Source organism: Mycobacterium sp. NGS29 (assembly GCF_059812965.1).
In genome coordinates this window covers 30,730-53,633 of sequence record NZ_JCALDR010000002.1, presented here as the reverse complement: position 1 = coordinate 53,633, position 22,904 = coordinate 30,730, and the positions used below count along the sequence as shown (strand labels likewise).

Below are 22,904 nucleotides of genomic sequence, written 5' to 3'. Positions count from 1 at the left end.
TCACACTCGCGAAACCGTGGCCGGCAGACCGCCCTTGACCATCACCGAGAAGGTGAACTGCGGCTCGGGGTGCCAGCCGTCGGGCACGCTCAGCCGGTAGCGCTGGAACAGGATCGTCAGGAAGAACTGCGCGGCCAGGTAGGCCATGCTGGTGCCCAGGCAGAAGTGCTGCCCGGAGCTGAACGGCATGAACGCCAGCCGCGGCCGCTCCCGCACCTGGTCGGCATCGATGAACCGCATCGGGTCGAAGCGGTCCGGTTCCGGCCACCACCGCGGGTCGCGGTGCACCACCGACATCGACGCGCCCACCAGGGTGAACTTGGGCAGCCGGTAGCCGCCGAGCTCGTTGTCGGTCATGCAGAACCGCGGGAAGAACGGGTGACCCTGCATCCGCTGGCCCTCGTCGAAGCACGCCTTGGCCCAGGTCAGGCGGGACAGGTCGTCGAACGTGGGCAGGGCGCCGCCCAACGCGTCGACCTCCGCGTAGAGCCTGGCCAGGCTGTCGGGGTTCTTCAGCAGTAGCGCCACCGTCCAGGTCAGCGCCGCACCGGTGGGGTCGTATGCGCCCCCCAGCAGGCCGACGATCTCGGCTGCCAGGTCGGCCCGGTTGATCGGCGACCCGTCCTCGTAACGCGCGTCCAGCAGGGTGTCCAGGAAGTCCGGCGTCTCCAGGGGGTTCTTCCTGCGGTCCTTGATCAGCCGCCCGACCAGCCGGTAGATCCGCGCCAGCGCCGGGAACAAGCTCGACTTGCCTTTGCGCGGAAGCACATTGGGGAACGGCACCATCAGCGTGGTCAGGCCGAGCAGCCCGGTGATCGCCCGCATGTCGGCGTCCAGCCGGCGCAGTTCCTGCTCCCCGATCGAAGCGGAGAACAGCGTCTTGAGGTACACCTTCAACGTCAGCAGAGTGATCTCGTACTGCAGGTCCACCGGACGCCCGGCGCCGACGAACGACGACCAGCCGGCCAGGCGCTCGTCGAACTCGCTGCAGAAGATGTCCGCCATGGTCGTCATGTGCCGACGGGTGAACATCGGCATCAGCATCTTGCGTCGTTCCCGCAGCTTCGGGCCTTCCAGCATGATGCTGTTGGCCCCGATGACCTTGAGCAGCGGACCGAGCAGGTCGTAGCGGCTGTACCGGCCGTCCTGGTCGTCCATGAACTCGCGCAGCAGGTCCGGGTGGGTCACCGCGACCATGTCGAGCAGCGGCATCGGGATCCGGAACATGTCGCCGTAGCCGGCCGCGCCGCGACTGATCAGCTCGAACGGGTCCCGGCGCAGCTCGAAGAAGGAGCCGACGACGGGCAACCCCCTGGGCCCCGGCGGCAGCGGCAGGGGGCGGCCGTAGCCGCGGGCCGCGCCGAGCAAGGTGGGCACCGAGAGCCGGGTGGGCCAGAGGGGGTCTTCGCGCAGCGCGCCGACCGCGCTGAGCCGACCAGACGCCAACTTCCCGGCATCGCCCTCCTGCGGCTCGACCGGCCGGTACAGCGGCTCTTCCGCAGCGGTCAACGCGTCACACCCTTTCGGTTAGGCAGGCCTAAGTTACCGCGCTGGCCAGGTCGGTCGCGAATCGCGTCGCCATCCTGCTGGTGACGGTCGACGAGGTGATCCGGATGCCGTACCGGGGCCGGTACGGGTCGACGGCGAAGATGTCACCCGGCTGCACCGCCCACCCGGCCCGCGTCAACCGGCCCACCGTCGCATCCACCGCCTGCGCATCGGCAAGGTCGACCCAGAGGTTCAGACCGTCCGGACTGCCCAGCGGCGACATACCTTTGGCCACCAGAGCTTCCGCCAGAATATGACTGCGCCTGGCGTAACTGCGCCGGGCCCGGCCGAGTTGCGCGGCCGTCCCCGGATCGGTGAGCAGGTGCGCCGCGGCGGCCTGCAGCAGATGACTGACCCAGGTCTTGCCCGCGCGCAGCCGGGCACCGATCAGTTGAGCGGTCTGCGGATTCGCGGCCACCATGGCTACCCGCAGGTCCGGACCCAGGAATTTGGCGACGGAACGTACCAGCGCCCAGTTGTTCGTCGACGGCGGAGTCACCCGGCAGTACGGCGCCGACGACACCAGCGAGAAGTAGTCGTCCTCGATCACCAGCACCTCGGGATAGTCGGCCAAGACCGCGCGCAACGCGGCGGCGCGGCGGTGGTCGATGCTCACTCCGGTCGGGTTGTGCGCCCGGGGGGTGACGATCACGGCACGGGCACCCCGGTTGGCGATCGCGTTGCGCAGCCCGGCCACCGTCATGCCGCTTTCGTCGACCGGGACCGGGACCCGCTGGTAACCGTTGAGCCGCACGGTGCCGATGCTGGCCAGGAAACACGGATCCTCGACAGCGACCGCGTCCCCGCGGGCCAGACAGGTACTCAGCACGCGCTCGACGGCGTCGACCGCGCCGTGTGTCACCACGATCTGCACCGCGCCGGTTCCGCAAGCGCCGACATCCGGCGTGAGCAACCGCTCGGCCACCGTCATCAACCGGTCTTCGACGGCCGGCGCCCCGTACATCGTCGGGTGGTAGCGGGCCCGGCGAATCGCCGCGAGCGGGTCCGGCAGCAACCGGGGGTCGGGGTTTCCGCTGGCCAGGTCGACCAGCCCGGAACCAGGGGTCTGCTCGGCGCCGAGATCGGGGATCTCGGCGATCGCGGTGCCCCGCCGGCCGCCGGCCTGCGCCACCCCCGCGGAGACCAACTGCCGGTACGCCGCGGCCACGGTGTTGCGGTTGACCTGCAACTCGGTCGCCAGCGCGCGGATCGGGGGCAGCAGCGCACCGGGAGCCAGGTCGCCGCGCGACACCAGGTCACGCACGCTGTCGGCGATGGCACTGGCGGTCGACCCGGATATCGGCGGCACGGCAGTCAATGTACCGGCCGACCGGTGATCAACAGCGTGATTTTGTCCTATGACAAACGATGCTAGATTTAATTTCACGATGAGAGGAAAGCTGCCAATGGTGGATCAACTGGTGCGGCCCCACGAGGGGATCGGGAAACGAGTTCTTACGTTCATCGGACGCCAGGAGTGGCTGGACAGACCCAGCTACCGTCTCGAGAACGTGCTCAGCTTCGTGTTCAATTCCTTTGGCGCGGCGCGCAATCGGGTCACAAACCTGCTCAACGGCGTCTGGCTCGGGCATCCCGCCCATCCGCCGCTGGCGTCGCTGGCCAGCGGCGCGATCGGCACGACCGTGGCCCTCGACGTCCTGCATGCGCTGCCGCGCCGGCCCGCCACCGAACGGCGCGACTCGGCACGATTCGCCCAGCGCGCGCTCGGCATCGGCATCCTGGCCAACCTCGGCTCCGCCGTCACCGGCGTCACCGACTGGCAACACACCCATGAAGAAGACCGCCGGGTCGGACTGGTGCACGGCGTGCTGAACCTGCTCGCCACCTCGCTGTACATCGCATCGTGGCGCGACCGGCAGCAGGGCCGGAATCTGCGCGGCATGGTGGTCAGCGCGGTCGGCTACGGCATTGCATCCGGCAGCGGCTACCTCGGCGGGTCGCTGGTGTTCGGCTCCGGCATCGGCATCGACCAGTCCGGCCCACGACTGGACCTGCCCGACTGGACACCGGTGCTGGCCGAGACGGAATTGCCGCAGGGAGCGCTGCAGCGCGTCGAGGTGGACGGTGTCGGCGTGATCGTCTGCCGCACCGGTGACGACGAGGTGTCCGCAGTCGGCGAGTTCTGCCCGCACCTGGCCGCACCGATGTCCGACGGCTGGCTGGACCGCGGCCGGATCGTCTGCCCTTGGCACGGTTCGCAATTCGACGTCGAGTCCGGACACGTGGTGCGCGGGCCCGCGGCCGCGTCGCTGCCCTGCTACCAGGCTCGGCTGAACGAGGGCAAGGTCGAAATCCGATGAACGCCTACGACGTACTCAAAGACCACCACAACCTGCTCCGCTCGTTGGGCTCCCGACTGCGCGAGGCCCCGGTGGGCACGCCCGAGCGGCAGAAGTGCATCGACGATCTGCTGCTCGAGTTCGACATCCACATGCGCATCGAGGACGACCTGTACTACCCCGCGATGGCGGCCGCGACCACCCTGATCGCGATCGCGCACGCCGAGCACCGGCAGATCTACGACCAGCTGGCCGTGGCGCTGCGCACCTCGCCCAAATCGCCGGACTACGAAGCGGAATGGAACTCCTTCTTGACCGTGCTGGAGGCGCACGCCGACGAGGAGGAAAGGGACCTGGTCCCGCCGCCGGCACCGGTGGATCTGAGCGACGAAGAACTCGATCGGCTGGGCCGCGACATGTCCGAACGGATGCGCCAGCTCCGCAACTCCAAGATCCAGCGAATGCACGTCAGAGGCAGGGCGGCACTGTTGCGGGCGTTCTGATCGCACCGATAACGTTTACCGGATGGAGTCGTACGGTATAGGAGGACCATGACGCCATCCAGCGAGGCCTCGACTGCCGACAAGCGCCACCACGTCGTCATCATCGGAAGCGGGTTCGGCGGCCTGAACGCGGCCAGGAAGCTCAAGCGGGCCGACGTCGACATCACCCTGATCTCCAAGACCACCACCCACCTGTTCCAGCCGTTGCTGTACCAGGTGGCCACCGGCATCCTCTCCGAAGGCGACATCGCCCCGACCACCCGGTTGATCCTGCGCCGGCAGAAGAACGTGCGGGTCCTGCTGGGCGAGGTCAACGCCATCGACCTGAAGGCCCAGACGGTCACGTCGAAATTGATGGACATGGAGACGGTGACCGGGTACGACAGCCTCATCGTCGCGTCCGGCTCCCAGCAGTCCTACTTCGGCAACGACGAGTTCGCCACCTTCGCGCCCGGTATGAAGACCATCGACGACGCGCTGGAATTGCGCGGCCGCATCCTCGGCGCGTTCGAAGCCGCCGAAGTCAGCACCGACCACGACGAGCGGGAACGCCGGCTGACCTTCGTGGTGGTGGGTGCCGGGCCCACCGGCGTCGAGGTGGCCGGGCAGATCGTCGAACTCGCCGAACGCACGCTGGCCGGGGCATTCCGGACCATCACGCCCAGCGAGTGCCGGGTGGTCCTGGTCGACGCGGCGCCGCTGGTGCTGCCCCCGATGGGCGAGAAGCTGGGCGGCAAAGCGCAACGCCGGCTGGAGAAGATGGACGTCGAGGTGCAGCTCAATGCGATGGTGACCGCCGTCGACTACAAGGGCATCACCATTAAGGAGAAGGACGCCGGCGAGCGCCGCATCGAATGTGCGGTCAAGGTGTGGGCGGCCGGCGTGCAGGCCAGTTCGCTGGGCAAGATGGTCGCCGAGCAGTCCGACGGCACCGAGACCGACAAAGCCGGCCGGGTGGTCGTGGAGCCCGATCTGACCGTCAAGGGACACCCCAACGTCTTCGTCATCGGCGACCTGGCGTCGGTCGAAGGTGTGCCCGGCATGGCCCAGGGCGCGATCCAGGGCGCGAAGTACGCGACCACGGTGATCAAGCACATGGTCAAGGGCAAGGACGACCCGGCCACCCGCGAACCTTTCAAGTACTTCAACAAGGGCAGCATGGCCACCATCTCGCGGTACAGCGCGGTGGCGCAGGTCGGCAAGCTGGAGTTCGGCGGTTTCATCGCCTGGCTGGCGTGGCTGGTGCTGCACCTGGCGTATCTGGTCGGCCACCGCAACCGGATCGCCGCGCTGTTCTCCTGGGTGATCTCGTTCCTGGGCCGCACCCGCGGGCAGATGGCCATCACCAGCCAGATGATCTACGCCCGAGTGGTGACCAAGTGGATGGAGGAGAGCCAGGGGCTCTCCGCCGCCGAGAGCCAGGGCGCACTGGCCGCCGCCGAACAAGCGGAGAAAGCCGAGCAGAAAGCCGGTTAGCTCAGAGCCTGGTCGATATCGGCGATCAGATCGTCGGTGCCTTCCAGTCCGACCGAGATTCGCACCACGCCGTCGCCGAGACCGATCGCGGCGCGGCCCTCCGGTCCCATCGCCCGGTGCGTCGTGGTCGCCGGGTGCGTCACCAGGGATTTCGTGTCGCCCAGGTTGTTGGAGATGTCGATCAGCCGCAGCTTGTCCAGTACCTCGAAGGCCCGCTGTTTGGCGGCATCCGCTGCGGCGTCCAGTGCGAACGTGACAACCGTTCCGCCGCCGGTCATCTGGCGCTTGGCCAGATCGTGCTGCGGGTGCGACGGCAGGAACGGGTAGCGCACCCAGCTGACCGCGGGATGACCCTCCAGGAACTCGGCGATGCGCTGCGCCGAGGAATTGCTGTACTGGACCCGAACCGCAAGTGTCTCAAGGCCTTTCAGCATGACCCAGGAATTGAATGCACTGAGCGCCGGGCCGGTGTGCCGCATCAGCTTCTGCACCGGGCCGTCGATGTACTCCTTATCGCCCAGGATCGCCCCACCGAGCACCCGGCCCTGGCCGTCAATGTGCTTGGTGCCCGAATACACCACCACGTCGACGCCCAACGGGAAACCCTGCTGCAGCAGTGGGGTCGCAAAGACGTTGTCCAGCACCACTTTTGCCCCCGCCGCGTGGGCCAGTTCGGTGACCGCGGCGATGTCCACCAGCGACTGCATCGGGTTCGAGGGGGTCTCGAAGAACACCGCCTGGGTGGGCACCGACAGCGCCTCCTCCCACTGGGACAGGTCGTCACCGTCGACGAAGACGGTCTCCACCCCCCAGCGCGGCAGGATCTCGTTGCACACCACGAAGCAGGAACCGAACAGGCTGCGGGCGGCGACCAGCCGATCGCCCGCGCCCAGCAGCGCACCGAGTGAGACGAACACCGCGGCCATGCCGCTGGCCGTCGCGAACGCCGCCGGGGCGCCCTCGATCAGGCGCAGCCGCTCCTGGAACATGCTCACGGTCGGGTTGCCGTAGCGGGAGTAGACGTAGTGCTCGACCTCGCCGGTGAACGACTGCTCGGCAACCGCCGCCGACGGGTAGACATAGCCGGACGACAGGAACAGTGCCTCGGAGGTCTCCTCGAAGCCGGTGCGCGTCAGGCCGCCGCGCACCCCCAGGGTTGCCGGGCCGACACCGTCGGGCAGCTCAGCCATCTAACCCTGTCTCCAAGGCAGTCCGACCGCGCGCCAGCCCGTCGCACCCCGGTGGCCCTGGGCGTCGAGCTGGCCTTCGAAACCGTCCAGCACGTTGTAGGACGGCGTGATGCCGGCCTCGGTGGCGACCTCCGCGGCGCCGATGGACCGGTTGCCCGACCGGCACAGGAAGACCACCGGGCGATCCGGCGCCCCGGCGGACGGGAGCTGGTCGCGCAGCTCGGTCAGGAAGTTCTCGTTGTGCTGGCCGTTGGATTTGTTCCACTCGATGAACAGCACCTCGCGGCCCACACTGGACAGATCGGGGACGCCGACGAAACTCCACTCGGCGTCGGTGCGCACGTCCACCAGCACAGTCTCGGGGTTCTGCACGATCATGTCCCAGGCCTGGCGGGGCGTGATGTCTCCTGCGTAACTCACCCGCGAGAGTCTCGCATATTCAACCGGGTCGCGACCTGCCGGGCGCGGTCGCGGGCGGCGGCCACCTCGGGCGCGGTGGCCAGCGCCAACACCCGATTCGGCGTGGCAATGCCGGGTGCGTCGGCGGCGGCCGGATCGAATATCCGCAGGTCGCTTTCCGGGACACTGAGCGCGGCGGCGAGCACGTCGGCACCGGGGGCCGCGGGCCCCTGGTCGAGCAGAACGGCAGCTCCCGGCGAGACCATCATGGTGTCCACCGCCACCCCCAGAATCACGCGGGCCTGCAACTCGAACACCGAGAGTCGCTGACTGCGCAGGGTGACCCAGGCGCTGTCCGGCGGACCGGTCGTGACCTCGGCGAAGTACACCTCGTCCCCGTTGATCATCAGTTCGACGCTGAACACGCCGCGCCCGCCCAGCGCCTTGACGATCCGCGCGGCGATCGACTTGGCCGCGTCCAGGGCGGCGGTGGTCAGCTGCTGGGGTTGCCAGGATTCCAGTTCCCCGGCCTGCCTGCGGTGCCCGATCGGTGAGCAGAACTCGATGACCGGCCCGTTCGGGCCTTCGGTCCGGACCACGATCAGGGTGACCAGGAATTCGACGTCGACCACCGTCTCGGCCCAGACCCGGCCGACACCACCCTCGGTGGCGCGTGCCCACGCAGCTGCGATCTCGTCGCCGGCACGAACCAGGGACCGCCCGGTGCCGGCGGCGGACTTGACCAGGATCGGGAACCCGGCGTGGGCGCCGACCGCTTCGAGTTCGGCGAGCGTTTCGACGAACCAGAACGGCGCGGTGGGCAGGCCGAGTTCGTCCGCGGCCAGCCGGCGCAGACCCTCCCGGTCGGAGGTCAGCTGCACGGCCTGCGCCCCGGGCACCAGCTCGATGTCCGGATCTGCCAAACCGGTCACGGCTACCCCGGTGAGCGTCACCACGAAATCCGGCGCCAAGGCCTGCGTGGTCGCGGTGAGCTCCTCGGCGTCGGTCCACGTCTCGGCATCGGCGGTGAACACTTCGGCACCCAGCCGCTGCAACGCGACGGTCAGCTCCTGAGCCGCTTCGTCGGCACCCAGCAGCAGAACTCGCGGCGGCCCAGCCTCCTCGGCCTGCTCTGTGGTCACGGGTCAAGGATAGGGGCGGCCGCCGCAACCACGCTTCTCGCCTCATATTTTGAATTTTCGTGAAACTCTTGTGAAACTCTGCTGAGTCGCTGTGAGTTCTGGCCTAGGGCCGAGGGAGGGTGCATGTCGTTCGTGACGACCCAGCCGGAGGCGCTGGGCGCAGCCGCGCACGACCTGGCGTGTATCGGGGCGGCCATGCGTGCTCTCAACGATGCATCGGCCGCCCTCACCACCGCGCTGCCGCCCGCGGCCGCAGACGCGGTGTCGGCAACGACGGCACTGCGGTTCGCCTACCACGCGAACATGTATCAGCTGGTCAGTGCGCAGGCCGCGGACGTGCACGAGCAGTTCGTCGCCGCGCTGGCATCCGGCGGTGGCTTGTATGCGGCCACCGAGACGGGCAACGCCGCCGCGACCGGTTCGGCCGGGGTGTAACGCGATGCAGGGCCTGGACTTCGGCGAGCTGCCCCCCGAGATCAATTCGGCCCGTATCTACGCCGGACCCGGATCGGGGCCATTGATGCAGGCCGCGGCTGCCTGGGAGCGGCTGGCCGGCGAACTCAACGCGGCCGCGGAGTCGTACGCCGCGGTGATCTCCGGCCTTACCAGCCAGGAGTGGTTGGGGCCGTCGTCACTGTCGATGGCGGCCGCGGTCACGCCGTACCTGACGTGGATGCGCGGCACTGCCGTCCAAGCCGAACAGGCCCGCGCCCAGGCGCTGGCCGCTGCGAACGCCTACGAGGCGGCCTATGCGGCCACGGTGCCGCCCGCGGCGGTTGCGGCCAATCGCAGCACGGCGATGTCGCTGGTCCGGACCAATATTTTCGGGCAGAACACCCCCGCCATCGCGACCACCGAGGCCAACTACGGCGAGATGTGGGCGCAGGACATCGTCGCGATGGACGGTTACGCCGGCAACTCCGAGGCCGCCTCGCAGTTGGATCCGTTCACCTCGCCCCCGGCCACCACCGACGCCGCTGCCGCTGCGGCCGCGCCGGCAGCCACGGTGGGTGACGTGATCGGCGACCTGATCGCCGGCCTACCGAACCCGTTCGAGGACCTCGACCTGCTGGTGCTCGGCACGCTGGGCCTCTCGGCTGCCAGCCTGGTCGTCGCGCTGGGGCAGTTCAGCGAAGAGGTTCGCAGCGACGAGGTCGAGGAGCAGGAGCTGCAGGCCGGCAACGAGCTCGAACAGAACGAGCTCCAGGCCGGCCAGGCGGGGTTTGCCGAGGAGCCGTACCTCGGGCGGGCCGCATTGGCGCCGCGACCGATCGCAGCGGGGGCCGCCGCGATCTCCGGCAATTCGGCCAGCCTCAACGGGCTCTCGGTGCCGCAGAGCTGGTTCCTGCCCCCGGCGGTGCGTCAAGTCGCCGCGATGTTCCCCGGCACCACACCGCTGTTCACCGGCGGCGAAGGTGGCGGCTATGTGGGCTTGGCCGCGGCCGGTCTGGCCGGCACCGGTCTGGCCGGGCTGGCAGCGCGGGCCGGTGCGTCGTCGACGCCGACCCAGGCGGCCCCGGCCGCCGGTGCGGCCGCCACCCGGCCCGCGGCCAACACGCCCGCGATCCCGGCCGCCGCCGCGGGCGTGCAGTTTCCGGGGTTGCCGTCCGGGCTGCCGCCCGGCGTGGTGGCCAATCTGGCCGCGACGCTGGCCGCCATCCCCGGGGCGACCATCATCGTGGTGCCGCCGGATCCCCAGCAGCAGTAGCGATCAGGGCTGACCGGGCAGCAGCCGCACCATCAGCCCGTTGCCCTCCGCGAGCAGGTTCTCGTCGGCATCCACCAGCTCCGCGGACACGAACGCTTTGCGCCCCTCGGTGCGGGTGACCCGCCCGCGGATGGACAGCGGCTCATCGATCGGGGTGATCTTGCGGTAGTCGACGTGCAGGAAGGCGGTCCGGCTGATCGGCCGGCCGGCTGCGTGCGAGATCATGCCGAACGTGTGGTCGAACAGCAACGGCAGCACTCCCCCGTGCACCGCCATGTTGCCGCCGACGTGGAAACGGCTGAAATGACCGGTCATTTCCACGCCGTCGGGACCGTAACGGGTCAGGTCCCACGGCGGCAGCAGCAAACTGCCCATGCCGGGCAGATCCGGCGTCCGGCCGGCAGGTGAGATACCTTCGGCGGCCTGAAACGGTCCCAGCAACTCGACCAGCGCGGCGGCATGCTCGGCGGCCCTGTCCCACACGTCGTCGTCGGGCGCAGCGGACACCGCAAGATCCTGGACCCGGCGCATGGCGGTGACGAAGCGCCGGAAACCCGCACCGGGATCGGCCGGCCCGAATTCCGGGAAGCCGCCGTGGTGCTCGTATTCGGGGTCGAGGTTCTTGGGGTCCGGGTCGGTCACGGACGCGCCGCCAGGACGTCCCGGCGCACGATGGTCTGGTCGCGCCCGGGACCCACGCCGATGCACGAAACATGCGCTCCGGCAAGCTCTTCCAGCCGCAGCACATAGTCGCGGGCCTTAGCGGGCAGGTCGTCGAACTCGCGGGCGGTCGAGATGTCCTCCCACCAGCCGGGCAGCTCCTCGTACACCGGGGTGGCGTGACACAGGTCGCTCTGGGTCATCGGCATCTCGTCGGTGCGTTTGCCGCCGACCTCGTAGCCGACACACACCGGCACCGTCTCCAGGCTGGACAGCACGTCGAGCTTGGTCAGGAAGTAGTCGGTGATCCCGTTGACCCGGGTCGCGTATCGCGCGATGACGGCATCGAACCAGCCGCAACGGCGACGCCGGCCGGTGGTGACACCGAACTCGCCGCCCGTCTTGGACAGGTATTCGCCGTTCTCGTCGAACAGTTCGGTCGGGAACGGGCCCGAGCCCACCCGGGTGGTGTAGGCCTTCAGGATCCCCAGCACCGTGCCGATGCGGGTCGGGCCGATGCCCGAACCCACCGCCGCGCCACCGGCCGTCGGATTCGACGAGGTGACGTAGGGGTAGGTGCCGTGATCGACGTCGAGCAGGGTGCCCTGCGAGCCTTCCAGCAGCACCGTCTCGCCCGCGTCCAGTGCGTTGTTGAGCAGCAGCCGGGCGTCGGCGATGCGGTGCCGGAAACCTTCGGCCTGCTCCAGCAGTGCCTCGACCACCTGGCCGGGTTCGAGCGCTTTGCGGTTGTAGATCTTGACCAGCACCTGGTTCTTGAACTCCAGTGCCGCCTCCACCTTGTGGGTCAGCTGGTCGGGGTCCAGCACATCGGCGACCCGGATTCCGATCCGGGCGATCTTGTCCTGGTAGCAGGGTCCGATGCCGCGGCCGGTGGTGCCGATCTTCTTGCTGCCCATGTAGCGCTCGGTGACTTTGTCGATGGCCACGTGATAGGGCATCAGCAGGTGGGCGTCGGCGGAGATCAGCAGCCGGGAGGTGTCGACACCGCGGTCTTCCAGGCCTTTGAGCTCGTCGAGCAGGACGCCCGGGTCGATCACCACGCCGTTGCCGATGACATTGATGACCCCCGGGGTCAGCACGCCGGACGGGATCAGGTGCAGCGCGAAGTTCTCACCGGTCGGCAACACGACGGTGTGCCCGGCGTTGTTGCCGCCTTGGTAGCGCACCACCCACTGCACGCGTCCGCCGAGCAGATCTGTGGCCTTGCCTTTGCCTTCGTCACCCCATTGGGCGCCGATCAGCACGATTGCCGGCATGACGTGCTCCCACCTCGTCTGGCGGGTTATGCCCGCTTATTGTGGTCCAGCCGGTGACCTACCCTATCCTGCGGTGCGCAAGGAGTGTCATGAACGCGCCTATTAACCGGGCGGAAACCGCGGTCAGCGTGGCGGTTCTGCCGTTCGACGAGGGACCGCTGCCGCCCGCGTTGCGAGGTCTGGATGTCGGCGGAACCGACATCAGTACCCTCCCGGGCCGCTATCGGCGGCTCGTTGTCGTCGGCGCCGACGCCGACCTGGCCGCCGTACTGACCCGCCTGTTGCGCGTCGACCGGCTGGACGTCGAAGTGGCGTACGTCCCGCGCCGGCGCACCCGCGCCAGCCGGGCCTATCGGTTGCCGACGGGATCCCGGGCGGCGCGACGGGCCGTCGGTGGCACCGCGCGCCGGGTCCCGCTGATCCGCGACGAGACCGGGACGGTGCTGGTGGGACGGGCCAGCTGGGTGCCGGCCGAGGGGTCGCCGGCGATCCGTGGCGAGGCGATCGTCGACGACACCGTGCTGTTCGACGGGGACGCCGCCGAGGTGTGGATCGAGCCCACGGCGGCGATCCCGGGTCTGCGGGCGGGGTTGGCGGGCCGCTGGCCGCGCTGGGTGAGCGGGCGTGCCGCCCAGCTGGGCACCCCCGGCGCCCGCGTGCTGCGTGACGGTGTGCCGGCCAAGCGTCCGGTGCGTCGATCGACGTTCTACCGCAACGTCGAGGGCTGGTTGCTGGTCCGGTAGCTTCGACCGGTGAGCGATCGGCGGGTGCACGAATCGGTGCGGCCCAGCCCGATCTTTCTCGGCCTGGTCGGGTTGACCGCAGTCGGCGCCGCACTGGCCTGGGCGGCCGGATCCACGGTGCGGCCGCTGGCTTACGCCGGCGTGTTCGTCTTCGTCATCGCGGGGTGGCTGGTGTCGCTGTGCCTGCACGAGTTCGGGCATGCCTACACCGCCTGGCGATTCGGTGACCACGATGTCGCGGTGCGCGGTTACCTCACGCTGGATCCCCGCCGCTACAGCCATCTCGGCCTGTCACTGGTGTTGCCGATGGTGTTCATCGCCCTGGGCGGTATCGGGCTGCCGGGGGCCGCGGTCTATGTGCGGACCGGGTCCATGTCTCCGGCGCGGCGCACCATGGTGAGCCTGGCCGGGCCGGTGATGAATCTCCTGCTGGCCGTGTTGCTGTTGACGACGGTCCGGTGGTGCTACCAGCCGTCGCACCGGGTGCTGTGGGCCGGAGTTGCGTTTCTGGGGTTCCTACAGATCACCGCGGTGCTGTTGAACCTGCTGCCCATCCCGGGCCTGGACGGCTACGACGCGCTGGAGCCGCACCTGAGCCCGCAGACCCAGCGCGCGGTGGCCCCCGCCAAGCAGTGGGGCGTCTTCTTTCTGCTGTTCGTGCTGTTGTCGCCGGTGACGAGTCAGTGGTTCTTCGGGCTCGTCTACGAACTCTTCAGCTTGTCGGGGGTGTCGCCGCGGCTGTCGGGGATGGGCGCCGGGCTGACCCGGTTCTGGGGTTCGTTGTTCTAGGCGTGCCGGCGTGCTGGCCACCGAGCCGGTAAGCACGCCCACCCCGTCCGGCGTGTCGGGTGCGTGGATTCAGTGTCGCGGCGCTGGCACTGTTGCGATATATGCGTGATTGCGCATATATTACTCGCCATGGGCGCCGGACACAGTCACACCCCCGCCGAGGCGGACGCCTCGCGGATGATCCCCAAGATGATCGGCGCCGCCGCGATCCTGGCGACGTTCTTCGTCATCGAGCTGACCACGTCGTTGCTGATCAACTCCATCGCGCTGCTGGCCGACGCCGGCCACATGCTCACCGATGTGGTGGCCGTCTTCATGGGACTGGCCGCCGTCGTCCTCGCTCGCAAAGGCAGCTCGTCGCCGAACCGCACCTACGGCTGGCATCGCGCCGAGGTGTTCACCGCGGTGGCCAACGCCGCGCTGCTGGTCGGGGTGGCGGCGTTCATCCTCTACGAGGCGATCGACCGGCTCGGCGGCGCACCGACCGTGCCAGGCCTGCCGATGATCGTGGTGGCGCTGGCCGGAGTGGCCGCCAATTTCGCCGTGGCCATGCTGCTGCGCTCGCACTCCGAGGACAGCCTGGCCGTCAAGGGCGCCTACATGGAGGTGGTGGCCGACACCGTCGGCAGCATCGGGGTGCTGATCGCCGGGATCGTCACCGTCACGACGCACTGGCCCTACGCCGACGTGGTGGTCGCGGTGCTGGTCGCGCTGTGGGTGCTGCCGCGGGCGATCGCGCTGGCCCGGGCGGCACTGCGCATCCTGTCCGAATCGTCTCCCGCGCACATCGACGTCGACGAGTTGCGGTCGGCCCTCGGTGCGGTGGACGGGGTCACCGAGGTGCACGACCTGCACGTGTGGACGCTCTCCCCCGGCAAGGACATGGTCACCGCACACCTGACCAGCGCAAGCGACTCGGGCCGGGTGCTGCACGAGGCACGCGCGGTGCTGTCGGCGCGCGGGTTGGAGCACGCCACCGTCCAGATCGACTGCCCGGACGGCCACTGCGAAGAGACGTTCTGACTACAGCCCCAGGGCGGGCCGCGCGCCGGGGTCGCAGTCGTCGAGCAGATCCAGGCAGCGCCGGAACTCGTCGGTCTCCCCGATGGCGTCGGCGGCGCGCGCCAACGCGGCCACGCAGCGCAGGAAACCCCGGTTCGGCGGGTGCTGGTAAGGCACCGGCCCGAACCCTTTCCAGCCGTTGCGGCGCAGCTGGTCCAGGCCCCGGTGATAGCCGGTGCGCGCGTAGGCGTAGGCGGTGATCGCCCTGTCCTCGGCCAGCGCCTCTTCGGCGAGTGCAGCCCAGGCCACCGACGCCGACGGGTGCGTCGCGGCGACGATGCCCGGCTTCTCGCCGGCCAGCAACTCGGCTTCGGCTTCGCTGTCGCCGGGCAGCAGGATCGGATCAGGTCCCAGAAGGTCACCCATCGGTGTCATGCGGCCCATTCTGCCAATTCGGCTGCCGCGGTGAGCACACCAGCCGCGGTTGGGTCGCTAAGCTCCTTCTATGCCCAACGCACCCGAGCCAGGCCGCGACCGCACCGGTTTCCGCGGCAAACCGGGCAGCCAGCGCGACCCCGGCGAAACCCAGAACCCACCGCCGGCATCCGGTGAGGCCGAAACCGAGACGCTGAAACTCGCCAAGCAGCAACCGGTGGCGGCCAGCGAACCGGCCGAGGCCGAAGAACCGGAGCGGCGCTTCACCGCACCCGGCTTCGACGAGAAGGAAACCCAGGTGATCGCCACGGCGCCGGAGGCGGCCACCGAGGCGTTCCAGACCCAGCCGCCCGCCGCCCAGCCGACGCCACCCGCCAAAGCGGCCGTGCCCCAGTCGATCCCCGGGCGGACCGGGGGCAAGGCGTCGTTCAAGAACCGCAACTGGGGCTGGGTGCTGGCCATCGTGGTGATCGTGCTGGCACTGGCGGCGATCGCCATCTTCGGCACCGTCCTGCTGACCCGCAAGGACCATCCGAAAGCGTCGCAGGAAGACCAGGTCAAGCAGACCATCCAGAATTTCGACATCGCGATCCAGCGGGGCGACCTGACCGCGCTGCGCAGCATCACCTGCGGGACCACCCGCGACGGTTACGTGGAGTACGACGAGAAAGCCTGGTCAGAAACCTACCGGCGGGTCTCGGCGGCCAAGCAGTTTCCGGTGATCGCCAACATCGACCAGGTGGTCGTCAACGGCCAGCACGCCGAGGCCAACATCACCACGTTCATGGCCTACGACCCGCAGACCCGCTCGACGCGCAGCCTGGACCTGCAGTTCCGCGACGACCAGTGGAAGATCTGCCAGTCCAGTTAGCCCGCGAGGGATTTGCCTGCGCAGTGCAGGTCGTTGCAGGCCTCCACCACCCGCTCGGCCATTGCGGCTTCGGCCTTCTTCAGATAGCTGCGCGGGTCGTAGACCTTCTTCGAGCCCACGTCGCCGTCGACCTTGAGCACGCCGTCGTAGTTGGTGAACATGTGGCCCGCCAGCGGGCGGGTGAACGCGTACTGGGTGTCGGTGTCGACGTTCATCTTCACCACGCCGTACCGCAGGGCCTCCTCGATCTCGGACTTCTCCGAGCCGGACCCGCCATGGAAGACGAAGTCGAAGGGTTGGGCGTCGTCGGACAACCCGAGCTTGGCGGCCGCCACCTTCTGCCCCTGCGCCAGGATGTCGGGGCGCAGCTTCACGTTGCCCGGCTTGTAGACGCCGTGCACGTTGCCGAACGTCGCCGCCAGCAGGTAATGACCATGTTCGCCGTGCCCCAGCGCGTCGATGGTCTTCTCGAAGTCCTCCGGCGTGGTGTACAGCTTGTCGTTGATCTCGTTGGCGACGCCGTCCTCCTCGCCGCCGACCACCCCGATCTCGATCTCGAGGATGATCTTGGCCTCGGCCGCGTGCTTGAGCAGCTCGCGGGCGATTTCCAGGTTCTCGTCGATCGGGACCGCCGAGCCGTCCCACATGTGCGACTGGAACAACGGATTGTTCCCCGCGCGCACCCGTTCCGCGGAGATCGCCAGCAGCGGCCGCACGTAGGTGTCGAGTTTGTCCTTGGGACAGTGGTCGGTGTGCAGGGCCACGTTGATCGGGTACTTCGCCGCGATGACGTGGGTGAACTCGGCGAGCGCCACCGCGCCGGTCACCATGTCCTTGACCCCGAGGCCGGACGCGAACTCCGCACCGCCCGTCGAGAACTGGATGATGCCGTCGCTGCCGGCGTCGGCGAACCCTTTGATGGCGGCGTTGACGGTCTCCGACGAGGTGCAGTTGATGGCCGGGAACGCGTAGGCGTTCTTCTTGGCGCGGCCCAGCATCTCGGCGTAAATCTCAGGGGTTGCGATGGGCATGGAACGGCTCCTCCTACAGAGACTCTTCTCAAGACCTAGAGACTGGGCCTACTCAGTATTACAACGCCGGTATGTTGAAGCATCATGAGCACTACCGTCGTAGCCTCCGGCAGCATCCTGGACCCGATGTTCTGGATCGGCCCGGAGGGTCTGTTCGCCTCCGCGGTACTGCCGACCATCCTGGTCATCGTCTTCGTCGAGACGGGTCTGCTGTTCCCGCTGCTACCCGGCGAGTCGCTGCTGTTCACCGGCGGATTACTGGCCGCCAAAGGGACGCTGGACATCTGGGTGCTGGCACCGGCCGTCGCCGTGGTCGCGATCCTCGGTGACCAGACGGGATATTTTATCGGTCGGCGCATCGGCCCCGCGCTGTTCAAACGGGAGGACTCCCGCTTCTTCAAGCAGCACTACGTGACCGAGTCGCACGCGTTCTTCGAGAAGTACGGACCGTGGGCCATCATCCTGGCCCGGTTCATGCCGTTCGTCCGGACGTTCACCCCGGTGGTGGCGGGCGTGTCCTACATGCGCTACCCGGTGTATCTGGCCTTCGACATCGTCGGCGGCGTGCTGTGGGGCGGCGGCGTCACCATCGCCGGTTATTTCCTGGGCAACGTGCCGTTCGTGCACCAGAATCTGGAAAAGATCATCCTGGGCATCCTGTTCGTGTCGATGATCCCGGCGTTCATCGCGGCGTGGAAAGGCTTTCGCGGCCGACGCCGGGCCGCTGCGGCGGCGCCCGAAGACGAGGCCGATCCGCTAGTGCTTCCCGACTGACGCGACGCTGTGGGCGGCTTCCATCAGCATCCAGCCCGACAGTTGCACCGACAGGTCTCGCTCCGGGATCTCCGAGCTGTTCACCGCGCCCGCCACGAACTGCGCCTCTTTGCCGGCGGCGACGGGTATCTCGGCGTCGCGGTCCCAGAACGCGCCGAACACCGGTAGCCCGTCCACCGTCTGGCGGTTCTCCCACGCCGACTTCGCCGAGGACAACACGATCTTGGCAGCGGTGTCCCGGGCCGCCACGTCCTCGGCGGCGTCCCCCGGCAGGTCGGTGGCGACGAGCGCCAGATAGCGCGCGGTGATCCCGGCGAACAGGCCGCCGTCGCCGCCCCCGGCCCCCCGCAGCACACCGGCGGGCGCCATCTCGCTGTCAACCGCGGCAACCAGGCGGTGCACCCGCGGCCGGTGCCGGTCGTCGTGGGTGCGTTTGGCCAGTTCGGTCTCCAGCCCCAGCACCACACCCTGGCAATAGGTGTATTGCGCGCGGACCAGTGAACCTTCTTTGATGCCGTCGAACACCAGGTGGTTGTCAGGGTCGATCAGGGTCTCGTCGATCCAGTCGGCCAGCTGCTGCGCCCGCCGCAGGTGCCCTTCGTAGCGGGCCAGGAAGATGCCCGCCGGACCGTTGGCGGGTGCGTTGAAGAACCGGTCCTGTTTACGCCACGGGATGCCGCCGCCATGCTCGGGCATCCAGGCGTTGACGAACTGCCTGGCCAGCTTGGGCAGCGCGCGGCTGCGCTCCACCCCGACCAGGCGGGCCGCCCGTTCCAGCGCCAGCGCCAGCCAGGCCATGTCGTCGTAGTAGCTGTTGGTCCAGCGCAAGTTGTTGCGCAACCGGTGCGAGCGGACCTGCCGGTTGATCCGGGTGTGCCGCTCCGGCTGCGGGTCCCGCAACTGCGCGTCGATCAGGCAGTCCAGCAGGTGGGCCTGCCACCAGTAGTGCCAGGTGCCGAACAGCCGGTCGTGCCGATTCGACGGCCAGGCCACCACCCCGAGCTGGGTGGCGGGCAGACCCCACAGCCGGGTCAGATTCCGTTGCGTGACGGCGGCTTCGGAACTGGCGGCGCGGTTCGCCCATACCTGGTCCATACCTGTCGATCCTGCCCTACCAAGCCTGGGAGAGATCACCGTGCTGGCGGATCCAGGTGTGCATCGCGATGCCCGCGGCCACCCCGGCGTTGATGCTGCGGGTCGAGCCGAACTGGGCGATCGACACCGTGAGCGCCGCGCCGCCGCGGGTGTCGTCGGTGATGCCCGGCCCTTCCTGGCCGAAAACCAGCAGACAGCGGCGCGGCAGGGTGGTCCCTTCCAGCCGGGCGGCACCGGGGACGTTGTCCACCGCGACGACGGTCAGCCCGGCGCCCGCCGCGAACTCCATCAACTCGGCGGTGCTGTCGTGGTGGCGCAACCGCTGGTAGCGGTCGGTCACCATGGCGCCGCGCCGGTTCCAGCGCCGACGGCCGACAATGTGCACGGTGTCGACGGCGAACGCGTTCGCGGTGCGCACCACCGACCCGATGTTGGCGTCGTGACCGAAGTTCTCGATCGCGATGTGCAGGGGATGCCGCCGGCGGTTGATATCGGCGACGATCGCCGCCCGGGTCCAGTACCGGTAGGCATCGACGACATTGCGGGAATCGCCTTCGCGCAGCAGCTCCGGGTCGTATCTGGGGTCGTCGGGCAGGTCCCCGGACCACGGTCCGACTCCGGCGGCCGGCGCACCCCATTCGGTGGGCCCCGGCTCGGTCACTTGGTGGTCCACACCGCGGCGTGGGTGCCGACGATCGCGACCGTCGCGTACAGCAACGCCTGGTTGATCTCGCCCTGCGTGCACAGGGATGCGTTGACCTGCACCGCATCCCGTGAGGCGTCCGGCAGCAGCAGCACCGAGGACCCGTAGGCCGTGCACCCCGGGTTCAACCCCTTGCCGGGTAGCGTCGGCGCGGCCGTCAGCATCAGCGGCCCGCCCCGCGTTGCGGAGTCGTCGCGATACCGCGCCCCTTCGGCGTCGGCCTGCAGGCCCAACAACATGTAGCCGTTGCCGTTGAACGCCGCGGGGTTGCTCAATTGGGCCTGATTCACCGGTACGCCGTCGGCGCGCCAGGCCGACACGCTGGTGGTCTTCACCACCAGGCCGGTGTCGCTCTCCTTGGTCGGCAGCAGGCCCACCGGGAACGCCGCCGGGTAGGCGGCCGCGGTGCCGGCGATGCGGTCGTGCGGCGAATACAGGTACACCCCGCGCACGGCGCTGCGGTCCTTCGTGGGTCCCAGGCACGCGGTGCCGGTGAGCCGGTCCGGTGGCGCTCTCAACGGCGAGACGATGTCGGACACCTTGGTGACCGCTTCGTCGCAGCTGCCCAGCCCGGTCGACTCCATCGGATGCGACAGCGCGCCGTAGAGGCCGAAACGCAGTTCTTCGGCCTTGGCGTGCGGCTGGTGCGGATCGGTCGGCGACGCGTCGACGTCGAACAGCACATAGTCGTCGGACCAGCGCAGGTTGGTGACCGACACGTTCCAGCCCAGCACCGCCTGCGATTCTCCGACGTGGGCGCGGAACGCGCCGTAGATGCGACCGGAATGATCCGAGCCCGAACAGCCGAGCACCGTGGCCAGCACAGTGGTCAGCACGAAGGCCAACACCACCGGGACGCGCACGCAGCGACCCTAGCCCAGCCCCAGGTCAGCTAGGCCCAGCACACTGCGGTACGGCAACCCCTCGGCCCGGATTGCTTCCGCGGCACCGGTTGCCCGGTCCACCACGGTGGCCACGCCGACCACCTCACCGCCGGCATCCTGGACGGCGCGCACCGCCGTCAGCGCCGAACCGCCGGTGGTGCTGGTGTCCTCGACCACCAGCACGCGTTGACCGGACACCTCGGAACCTTCGATAAGCCGTTGCAGGCCATGGGCTTTCGCCGACTTGCGGACCACGAATGCGTCGATCGGGCGGCCCGGCGCGTGCATGACGGCGGTGGCCACCGGATCGGCCCCCAGCGTCAGGCCGCCGACCACCGCGTAGTCCCAGTCGTGGGTGAGCTCGCGCATCAGCCGGCCGATCAGCGCGGACGCGCGGTGGTGCAGGGTGGCGCGGCGCAAATCGATGTAGTAGTCGGCCTCCTTGCCCGACGACAGCGTGACCCGACCGTGCACCACCGACAGCCGGCGCACCAGGTCGGCGAGTTCGGCGCGCTCAGGTGCGGCCACGGCCACCGCCGATCCGTCGATTGACCGCCGCAATCACGTTGCGGGGTGAATACCGTCCGGTGGCCGCGCGCAACACCCCACGTGGCACCACGCCGGTGGCACCGATCAGAGCCTTGTATCGGAGGCTGGGAACACTGACCGCCTTGCCGCGAGCGATGTCGGCGAGACTTTCGCGTACCACGTCGTCGACCTCGAGCCACAGCAGCGCGGGGACCTTTGTCACGTCCGCCCCGGCCCGAGTGTGGAATTCGGTGTGCACGTAGCCCGGGCACACCGCATGCACCCCGACGCCGGTACCACGCAACGCGTCGGCGAGGCCCTCGGTGAATGAAATCACCCATGCCTTGGACGCCGGGTACAGCGACCCACGGCCGGGCAGCAGGCCGGCCACGCTGGCGATGTTGATCACGGTGCCTGCGCCGGCGTCGAGCATGGCCGGCAGCGCGGCCCGGGTCAGCTGCATCACCGCGGTGACGTTGACGTCGAGCTGCTGTTGCAGGACTGCGGGGTCGGCGTCGCAGAATTCGTCAGACGTGGCGAAACCGGCGTTGTTCACCAGCACCCGCACCCCGGCGGCCAGCCGTTCGGCGACCTTGGCACGGTCGTCGGCATCGGCCAGGTCTGCTTGCAGGATCTCGACCGCGCCCGGCTGCGCGGCCAATTCGTCGGCGAGTTGCTCGAGGCGCACCGCGTCGCGGGCAACCAGGACCAGGTCGTAGCCGTCGTGGGCGTACCGGCGCGCGTAGCCCGCACCGATTCCGGACGTGGGCCCAGTGATCAACGCAACAGGTCGAGGCATGAACTCTCAGTGCTGGTAGTTGCTGGCCTGCTGGCCGTTGCGTCCCGCTCGCGGCGGACGCGGAGCGCCTTCGGGACGGCTCTCCTCGCGGCGGACGGGCTCCGCCGCCCGACGTCCCAGATCAGACATGATCCCGGCGGCCGGGTCGGCTTGCGTACGCCGCGACGGCAACTCCGCGCGGGCGGCCGAAGCCAACGGACGGCCCGGAGCACGCAGATTCTCGGGTTCGCCGGGCTCCTCGGCTGCGTCGGCGGGCAGCGGCGGCAACACCCGCAGCAGGTCGTTGAACTGACGGACGGTGCGCAGGCCCTCGTCCCACTGGGCACGGGTGCTGGCGATCGGCATCGCGACCAGCGTCCAGTGCTGCTCGTTCCACATGATCTCGGCGCAATCGGGGGCAGTGTGGGCGAAAGTGACCATCCGCCGGTCGCAGGCCCGCCGGGCCGCATCGAGGTTGGTGGAGTAGACCATCCGCGGCCCGATCGCACCGAGCAGCCAGATGTCGCTTTCCCGTGGCTCCTTGAGTCCCTTGAGCCGCAGGTCCACCACCACGTTGGTGCCGACCTTGCGGTGCAGCGCGATCACGGTGGCGACCTCTTCGAGGTCGAAGATGTACACCGCTTCGCCGCGGATCTGGCCCAGCACGACGTTCTGGGCCGGGACATCGCCGACCGTCGACATCACGCCGCGCTTCCACCGGTGCAGGATGTCGGTCGATTCGCGTTCGTAGTCGAACCCGTGCGATCTGGCCCACGACCTGCGGCGTCTGCTGCGTCCGCGACGTCGATCGATATCGACGTACAACAACACCGCCGCACCGACGAAGCACAGTGCGGACAGTGTGAACCAGAGCGGGACCATCGCAGCACAGCTTATCTGTTGTGCGGGTGGAACACAGAATCCGAGCAGGTCACAACCGCGTCACAGGTGCGGTGACCGGCGGGGCGGAACGGTGCGGCGGGCGGGCAGCAGGCGAATTGCACGGCCATTTTCATTGATCTGTATTTCATGAATTTCATTTGGCCATCAGCCGAAATGCGTCAGGCC

Annotated in this window: 25 protein-coding genes; 10 read left to right on the top strand and 15 right to left on the bottom strand. The window is 68.8% G+C overall.

The genetic code is table 11. The features are described from left to right. Nucleotides 1–1,509 (bottom strand): cytochrome P450, encoded by a 1,509-nt coding sequence (locus AC5Y5Z_RS02595; RefSeq protein ID WP_463825533.1) that lies wholly within the window; start codon nucleotides 1,507–1,509, stop codon nucleotides 1–3. A 28-nt stretch (nucleotides 1,510–1,537) separates the two neighbouring features. Continuing rightward, nucleotides 1,538–2,857 (bottom strand): aminotransferase class I/II-fold pyridoxal phosphate-dependent enzyme, encoded by a 1,320-nt coding sequence (locus tag AC5Y5Z_RS02590; RefSeq protein WP_499923213.1) that lies wholly within the window; start codon nucleotides 2,855–2,857, stop codon nucleotides 1,538–1,540. Between the two features lie 97 nt (nucleotides 2,858–2,954). Here AC5Y5Z_RS02590 and AC5Y5Z_RS02585 point away from each other — a divergent pair, with 97 nt between their 5' ends. The 3 genes from AC5Y5Z_RS02585 to AC5Y5Z_RS02575 are packed head-to-tail and all read left to right on the top strand — an operon-like array spanning nucleotide 2,955 to nucleotide 5,827. Further along, complete coding sequence (locus AC5Y5Z_RS02585) at nucleotides 2,955–3,869, top strand: Rieske (2Fe-2S) protein (protein WP_463825531.1); 915 nt, start codon at nucleotides 2,955–2,957, stop codon at nucleotides 3,867–3,869. Further along, nucleotides 3,866–4,351, top strand: coding sequence for a hemerythrin domain-containing protein (locus tag AC5Y5Z_RS02580; protein WP_463825530.1), 486 nt, complete (start codon nucleotides 3,866–3,868; stop codon nucleotides 4,349–4,351). The genes AC5Y5Z_RS02585 and AC5Y5Z_RS02580 overlap by 4 nt, the downstream gene beginning before the upstream one ends. A 48-nt stretch (nucleotides 4,352–4,399) precedes the next feature. Beyond that, on the top strand, nucleotides 4,400–5,827 hold the full coding sequence (locus AC5Y5Z_RS02575) for an NAD(P)/FAD-dependent oxidoreductase (protein WP_463825529.1): 1,428 nt from the start codon (nucleotides 4,400–4,402) through the stop codon (nucleotides 5,825–5,827). On the opposite strand, the gene AC5Y5Z_RS02570 is transcribed toward AC5Y5Z_RS02575, so the two are convergent. The 3 genes from AC5Y5Z_RS02570 to AC5Y5Z_RS02560 are packed head-to-tail and all read right to left on the bottom strand — an operon-like array spanning nucleotide 5,824 to nucleotide 8,558. After that, entirely contained in the window at nucleotides 5,824–7,017 is a 1,194-nt protein-coding gene (locus AC5Y5Z_RS02570) for an O-succinylhomoserine sulfhydrylase (protein ID WP_463825528.1), read from the bottom strand. The genes AC5Y5Z_RS02575 and AC5Y5Z_RS02570 overlap by 4 nt on opposite strands. Beyond that, nucleotides 7,018–7,437: a rhodanese-like domain-containing protein gene (locus AC5Y5Z_RS02565; protein WP_499923212.1), complete on the bottom strand. Its 420-nt coding sequence runs from the start codon at nucleotides 7,435–7,437 to the stop codon at nucleotides 7,018–7,020. Next, nucleotides 7,434–8,558, bottom strand: a complete 1,125-nt coding sequence (locus tag AC5Y5Z_RS02560; RefSeq protein ID WP_499923210.1) for an ATP-grasp domain-containing protein — start codon at nucleotides 8,556–8,558, stop codon at nucleotides 7,434–7,436. The genes AC5Y5Z_RS02565 and AC5Y5Z_RS02560 overlap by 4 nt, the downstream gene beginning before the upstream one ends. A 123-nt stretch (nucleotides 8,559–8,681) precedes the next feature. Here AC5Y5Z_RS02560 and AC5Y5Z_RS02555 point away from each other — a divergent pair, with 123 nt between their 5' ends. Then, the gene (locus tag AC5Y5Z_RS02555; RefSeq protein ID WP_499923209.1) at nucleotides 8,682–8,993 is read left to right on the top strand and encodes a PE family protein; all 312 of its coding nucleotides are present in this window, start codon (nucleotides 8,682–8,684) and stop codon (nucleotides 8,991–8,993) included. A 13-nt stretch (nucleotides 8,994–9,006) separates the two neighbouring features. Further along, nucleotides 9,007–10,266, top strand: a complete 1,260-nt coding sequence (locus AC5Y5Z_RS02550) for a PPE family protein (protein WP_473139511.1) — start codon at nucleotides 9,007–9,009, stop codon at nucleotides 10,264–10,266. 3 nt (nucleotides 10,267–10,269) lie between these two features. Here AC5Y5Z_RS02550 and AC5Y5Z_RS02545 read toward each other — a convergent pair whose 3' ends face one another. Together AC5Y5Z_RS02545 and AC5Y5Z_RS02540 are read right to left on the bottom strand one after the other, a co-directional pair. Then, on the bottom strand, nucleotides 10,270–10,908 hold the full coding sequence (locus AC5Y5Z_RS02545) for a PaaI family thioesterase (RefSeq protein WP_499923207.1): 639 nt from the start codon (nucleotides 10,906–10,908) through the stop codon (nucleotides 10,270–10,272). Then, on the bottom strand, nucleotides 10,905–12,203 hold the full coding sequence (locus AC5Y5Z_RS02540; RefSeq protein WP_499923206.1) for an adenylosuccinate synthase: 1,299 nt from the start codon (nucleotides 12,201–12,203) through the stop codon (nucleotides 10,905–10,907). The genes AC5Y5Z_RS02545 and AC5Y5Z_RS02540 overlap by 4 nt, the downstream gene beginning before the upstream one ends. Nucleotides 12,204–12,292: 89 nt before the next feature. Here AC5Y5Z_RS02540 and AC5Y5Z_RS02535 point away from each other — a divergent pair, with 89 nt between their 5' ends. From AC5Y5Z_RS02535 to AC5Y5Z_RS02525, 3 genes are all read left to right on the top strand, one after another. Then, nucleotides 12,293–12,946, top strand: coding sequence for a peptidase M50 (locus AC5Y5Z_RS02535; protein ID WP_499923205.1), 654 nt, complete (start codon nucleotides 12,293–12,295; stop codon nucleotides 12,944–12,946). Nucleotides 12,947–12,955: 9 nt separating this feature from the next. Then, on the top strand, nucleotides 12,956–13,735 hold the full coding sequence (locus AC5Y5Z_RS02530; RefSeq protein WP_463825521.1) for a site-2 protease family protein: 780 nt from the start codon (nucleotides 12,956–12,958) through the stop codon (nucleotides 13,733–13,735). Nucleotides 13,736–13,864: 129 nt separating this feature from the next. Beyond that, nucleotides 13,865–14,758: a cation diffusion facilitator family transporter gene (locus tag AC5Y5Z_RS02525; RefSeq protein WP_473139479.1), complete on the top strand. Its 894-nt coding sequence runs from the start codon at nucleotides 13,865–13,867 to the stop codon at nucleotides 14,756–14,758. Here the strand turns inward: AC5Y5Z_RS02525 and AC5Y5Z_RS02520 are convergent, their stop codons facing one another. Beyond that, a complete protein-coding gene (locus AC5Y5Z_RS02520) occupies nucleotides 14,759–15,172 on the bottom strand; it encodes a DUF3151 domain-containing protein (protein ID WP_463825519.1) in 414 nt (137 codons plus the stop codon). It abuts the gene before it with no gap. 70 nt (nucleotides 15,173–15,242) lie between these two features. On the opposite strand from AC5Y5Z_RS02520, the gene AC5Y5Z_RS02515 reads away from it, so the two are divergent. Continuing rightward, nucleotides 15,243–16,043, top strand: a complete 801-nt coding sequence (locus tag AC5Y5Z_RS02515) for an Rv0361 family membrane protein (RefSeq protein WP_463825518.1) — start codon at nucleotides 15,243–15,245, stop codon at nucleotides 16,041–16,043. Here the strand turns inward: AC5Y5Z_RS02515 and fbaA are convergent. After that, a complete protein-coding gene (gene fbaA / locus AC5Y5Z_RS02510) occupies nucleotides 16,040–17,074 on the bottom strand; it encodes a class II fructose-bisphosphate aldolase (RefSeq protein WP_463825517.1) in 1,035 nt (344 codons plus the stop codon). The genes AC5Y5Z_RS02515 and fbaA overlap by 4 nt on opposite strands. A gap of 84 nt (nucleotides 17,075–17,158) precedes the next feature. Here fbaA and AC5Y5Z_RS02505 point away from each other — a divergent pair, with 84 nt between their 5' ends. Then, nucleotides 17,159–17,848, top strand: coding sequence for a VTT domain-containing protein (locus AC5Y5Z_RS02505; RefSeq protein ID WP_463825516.1), 690 nt, complete (start codon nucleotides 17,159–17,161; stop codon nucleotides 17,846–17,848). On the opposite strand, the gene AC5Y5Z_RS02500 is transcribed toward AC5Y5Z_RS02505, so the two are convergent. Genes AC5Y5Z_RS02500 through ttfA form a run of 6 tightly spaced genes read right to left on the bottom strand, consistent with a single transcriptional unit; the run spans nucleotide 17,831 to nucleotide 22,718 of the window. After that, nucleotides 17,831–18,943 (bottom strand): glycoside hydrolase family 76 protein, encoded by a 1,113-nt coding sequence (locus AC5Y5Z_RS02500; RefSeq protein WP_499923204.1) that lies wholly within the window; start codon nucleotides 18,941–18,943, stop codon nucleotides 17,831–17,833. The genes AC5Y5Z_RS02505 and AC5Y5Z_RS02500 overlap by 18 nt on opposite strands. A gap of 16 nt (nucleotides 18,944–18,959) precedes the next feature. Further along, complete coding sequence (locus AC5Y5Z_RS02495) at nucleotides 18,960–19,604, bottom strand: TrmH family RNA methyltransferase (RefSeq protein WP_499923203.1); 645 nt, start codon at nucleotides 19,602–19,604, stop codon at nucleotides 18,960–18,962. Further along, entirely contained in the window at nucleotides 19,601–20,509 is a 909-nt protein-coding gene (locus AC5Y5Z_RS02490; protein WP_499923201.1) for a hypothetical protein, read from the bottom strand. The genes AC5Y5Z_RS02495 and AC5Y5Z_RS02490 overlap by 4 nt, the downstream gene beginning before the upstream one ends. A 9-nt stretch (nucleotides 20,510–20,518) precedes the next feature. Further along, complete coding sequence (gene pyrE, locus AC5Y5Z_RS02485; protein WP_499923663.1) at nucleotides 20,519–21,058, bottom strand: orotate phosphoribosyltransferase; 540 nt, start codon at nucleotides 21,056–21,058, stop codon at nucleotides 20,519–20,521. Further along, the gene (locus AC5Y5Z_RS02480; protein WP_499923199.1) at nucleotides 21,045–21,857 is read right to left on the bottom strand and encodes an SDR family NAD(P)-dependent oxidoreductase; all 813 of its coding nucleotides are present in this window, start codon (nucleotides 21,855–21,857) and stop codon (nucleotides 21,045–21,047) included. Before AC5Y5Z_RS02480 ends, pyrE begins: the two co-directional genes overlap by 14 nt. Nucleotides 21,858–21,863: 6 nt before the next feature. Next, nucleotides 21,864–22,718 carry a trehalose monomycolate transport factor TtfA gene (gene ttfA / locus AC5Y5Z_RS02475; protein ID WP_463825510.1) on the bottom strand — a complete coding sequence of 285 codons (855 nt, stop codon included), beginning with the start codon at nucleotides 22,716–22,718 and terminating at the stop codon, nucleotides 21,864–21,866. Between the last annotated feature and the right edge of the window lie 186 nt (nucleotides 22,719–22,904).

Excerpts from the sequence above, each read along its gene's own strand:
- AC5Y5Z_RS02585 (WP_463825531.1), top strand. The coding sequence starts at position 2,955 with ATGGTGGATCAACTGGTGCGGCCCCACGAGGGGATCGGGAAACGAGTT.
- AC5Y5Z_RS02580 (WP_463825530.1), top strand. The coding sequence starts at position 3,866 with ATGAACGCCTACGACGTACTCAAAGACCACCACAACCTGCTCCGCTCG.
- AC5Y5Z_RS02575 (WP_463825529.1), top strand. The coding sequence starts at position 4,400 with ATGACGCCATCCAGCGAGGCCTCGACTGCCGACAAGCGCCACCACGTC.
- AC5Y5Z_RS02570 (WP_463825528.1), bottom strand. The coding sequence starts at position 7,017 with ATGGCTGAGCTGCCCGACGGTGTCGGCCCGGCAACCCTGGGGGTGCGC.
- AC5Y5Z_RS02555 (WP_499923209.1), top strand. The coding sequence starts at position 8,682 with ATGTCGTTCGTGACGACCCAGCCGGAGGCGCTGGGCGCAGCCGCGCAC.
- AC5Y5Z_RS02540 (WP_499923206.1), bottom strand. The coding sequence starts at position 12,203 with ATGCCGGCAATCGTGCTGATCGGCGCCCAATGGGGTGACGAAGGCAAA.
- AC5Y5Z_RS02535 (WP_499923205.1), top strand. The coding sequence starts at position 12,293 with ATGAACGCGCCTATTAACCGGGCGGAAACCGCGGTCAGCGTGGCGGTT.
- AC5Y5Z_RS02525 (WP_473139479.1), top strand. The coding sequence starts at position 13,865 with ATGGGCGCCGGACACAGTCACACCCCCGCCGAGGCGGACGCCTCGCGG.
- AC5Y5Z_RS02520 (WP_463825519.1), bottom strand. The coding sequence starts at position 15,172 with ATGACACCGATGGGTGACCTTCTGGGACCTGATCCGATCCTGCTGCCC.
- AC5Y5Z_RS02515 (WP_463825518.1), top strand. The coding sequence starts at position 15,243 with ATGCCCAACGCACCCGAGCCAGGCCGCGACCGCACCGGTTTCCGCGGC.
- fbaA (WP_463825517.1), bottom strand. The coding sequence starts at position 17,074 with ATGCCCATCGCAACCCCTGAGATTTACGCCGAGATGCTGGGCCGCGCC.
- AC5Y5Z_RS02505 (WP_463825516.1), top strand. The coding sequence starts at position 17,159 with ATGAGCACTACCGTCGTAGCCTCCGGCAGCATCCTGGACCCGATGTTC.
- AC5Y5Z_RS02500 (WP_499923204.1), bottom strand. The coding sequence starts at position 18,943 with ATGGACCAGGTATGGGCGAACCGCGCCGCCAGTTCCGAAGCCGCCGTC.
- AC5Y5Z_RS02480 (WP_499923199.1), bottom strand. The coding sequence starts at position 21,857 with ATGCCTCGACCTGTTGCGTTGATCACTGGGCCCACGTCCGGAATCGGT.
- ttfA (WP_463825510.1), bottom strand. The coding sequence starts at position 22,718 with ATGGTCCCGCTCTGGTTCACACTGTCCGCACTGTGCTTCGTCGGTGCG.